This window comes from Bradyrhizobium sp. CCBAU 51745 (assembly GCF_028128715.1).
Taxonomy (GTDB): Bacteria; Pseudomonadota; Alphaproteobacteria; order Rhizobiales; family Xanthobacteraceae; genus Bradyrhizobium; species Bradyrhizobium manausense.
Genome location: NZ_LBJP01000045.1, coordinates 1 through 2872 on the forward strand (window position 1 = coordinate 1; position 2872 = coordinate 2872).

Sequence of the window (2872 nt, forward strand, 5' to 3'; positions counted from 1 at the left end):
GATTGATCGGGATAGGGGGACGTCTCGCGACGCCACCCCTCCCACACCACCGGGCATACGGGTCCGTACCACGGCGGTTCGACTGAGTTAAGCTGGTCCAGGAACCAGTATTCGGGGGAGACCGAGAGCGTCAAAGAAGTGGTTGCGCAGGGCGTGCTGGACCGCCGGGTGCCCGGACATTCGCCAGAGCCCCGTCGGCGAGCCGGCGGCAACCGATGCAGCGAACTTCGCGATGCCGAGGCGGCGAAGCTCCGTGAATCGCTTGTGCCCGTTCTGCCATTGGCGCCAGAGATACAGTCGCAATCTCCGGCGAATCCAGGCTTCCAGGTTTGTGAGCACGCGAGGAGTCTGGCAGAACCCAAAGTACCCGCGCCATCCGATAAGGTAAGGCGAGAGGTCTTTGATAATCCTTTCCAGATTGATGCCTCGTGTCCGGCATGTGACGTCCCGAACTCGGTCTTTGAACTTAGCGAGCGCTTTCGGCGCAATGCGTCGTTTGCTCCCATCGTTCGCAATACTGAACCCCAGGAACTTGCGCCCTTCCGGTCGTGCCACCGCGCTCTTGGCCTCATTGACCTTTAGCCGGAGCTTGTCGGTCAGGAACCGGGTGATCGAGGCCATGACCCGTTTGCCGGCGCGATGACTGCGAACATAGATGTTGCAGTCGTCCGCATAGCGACAGAACCGATGGCCACGTCGAGCCAGCTCCTTGTCGAGATCGTCGAGCACGATATTACTGAGGAAGGGCGAGAGCGGACCACCCTGAGGGGTCCCCTCTTCCACCGGTCTGATCAGGCCATCCTCCAGCACCCCGGCGTTCAGGAACGCCCGGATGAGTTTGAGCACGCGCTTGTCGGTCACCCGCGCGGCGACGCGCGACATCAAGATGTCATGGTTGACTCGGTCGAAAAATCTTTCCAGATCGAGATCTACCACAACGTTGTAGCCCTCGGCGATGTAGCATTGTGCCTGGGCTACGGCCTGGTGCGCCGACCGTCCCGGCCGGAATCCGTAGCTGTGCTCGGAGAACGTCGAATCCCATTGTTCTTGAAGAACCTGCAGCACGGCTTGCTGAATCAGGCGGTCGACGACACAGGGAACGCCGAGCCTTCTGACCCCACCATCCGGTTTCGGAATTTCCACCCGTTTAACCGGCCGTGGCTGATAGTTCCCGTTGAGCAATTGGAGCCGAATTGCTGGCCAGTGCTCACGCAGGAATGCCTTGGCGACGTCGATGGTCATCCCATCGACACCAGGACCTCCCTTGTTTCCCTGAACGCGTTTCCACGCTCTTTGAAGGTTCTCGCGGCTACACACCTCCTCCATCAGTTGTTCTGGGAAAGCCGGGCTTTCGGTCGCCGGCATCGCCACAGACGGTTCGGCTCCTCCGGTCGCGGCAGCAGGGGTTTCACCCCGACCATCCGTGCCTGAGGCCAGTCGTTGCTGGTTTGTCTGCCGCTTTCCGTTCATGAGGTGCCGATCCTACTTGCCTCTCTCACTCGTTCGGGCCTTCAGCCATCGTTTCCGGCTCCGCCTATCTGTTTCTCCACCTTTCGGCAATTGGAGTGCCTCACTAGCTTTGCCGACAGCCTGACCTAATACGCCCTCTGCTGACTTCTGCCAGGTGGTCAACCGACCTCACGGTCGTCTTAGTCGCCGTACAGCGACGCCGGGCAGATCTCCCGGGGTAAGTTCAATCGCCTTCAATGCACGACCGCCGGATCTACGCTTTGCGTCTTTGATGGATATGGACTTCGCGATGTGTTGCCCGCTCGTCCGACACTGGCGCCTCATATCCGGTTCTTGTTCATCGGCCCGCATCTTTGATCCACGCTTCCTTCAGACCCCGCCTCGCGGCGGCAGCCCTTGCGTTTCTCTATCCCTTCACCTCCATCAGGTTGGGTGGAAGACTTTCACTTCCGAGCTATTGAACATGCCCGGCACACAACGAAGCCGCTGGCGCGGCATGTAGGGAGGCATAGCAAGGATTGCCTCCTGTCTGAGAGGATTGCGGGTTTTCGAAGCCCAACCCTTTACAGGAGGTTTTCCGATGGCTGAGATCAGTCCGCTTCGCCGCCGCATGATCGAGGACATGACGGTCCGCAATCTGTCACCGGCGACGCAGCAATCCTACCTCAACGCCGTAGCGAAGTTGAGCCGATATTTCGGTCGTTCTCCCGACCGCCTCGACCTGGAGGATATCCGCGCCTTCCAGGTTCATCTGGTTGCGACGGGGATGTCTTGGCCGGCGCTGAACCAGATCGTCTGCGCACTGCGGTTCTTCTACGGTGTGACGCTTGGTCATGACACCGTTCCGGAGCGCATCGCCTATGCGCGTAAACCGCGCAAACTGCCGGTGGTGCTGAGCGCCGACGAGGTCGTCCGCTTCCTGGAAGCAATCCCGAGCCTCAAGAGCCGTACCGCGTTGACCACTGTCTATGCCGCAGGCTTGCGCGTATCGGAAGTGGTTCTCTTGAAGGTTGTCGACATCGACAGCCAACGGATGTTGATCCGGGTCGAGCACGGCAAGGGCGGCAAGGACCGTTACGTAATGCTCTCGCCGCAGCTTTTGAGGATTCTGCGGACATATTGGCGGCTCACTCGGCCCAAACGATGGCTATTTCCCGGCCGCGACGACGAGCGTCCGCTCGTCCCAAATGTGCTGCACGCCGCCTGTCGCTCAGCCTGTGCTGCGGCTGGCTTGAGCAAGTCGGTGACAGTGCATACGCTTCGGCACACATTCGCGACCCATCTGCTGGAGAACGGGGCCGACGTACGCATCATCCAGGTGCTGCTCGGCCATGCCAGTCTGGCCAGCACGGCGCGCTATACCCAAGTCGCCACAAAGACCATCAGCAATACGCCAAGTCCA

General features: G+C 60.2%; 2 protein-coding genes. One reads left to right on the forward strand and one right to left on the reverse strand.

All coding sequences use genetic code 11. From position 1 onward, the window contains the following. Positions 1 to 87: 87 nt before the first annotated feature. A complete protein-coding gene (gene ltrA / locus XH98_RS13040; protein WP_271618826.1) occupies positions 88 to 1470 on the reverse strand; it encodes a group II intron reverse transcriptase/maturase in 1383 nt (460 codons plus the stop codon). A 580-nt stretch (positions 1471 to 2050) separates the two neighbouring features. On the opposite strand from ltrA, the gene XH98_RS13045 reads away from it, so the two are divergent. Further along, on the forward strand, positions 2051 to 2872 hold an 822-nt coding region (locus XH98_RS13045; protein WP_271618827.1), incomplete at its 3' end, for a tyrosine-type recombinase/integrase.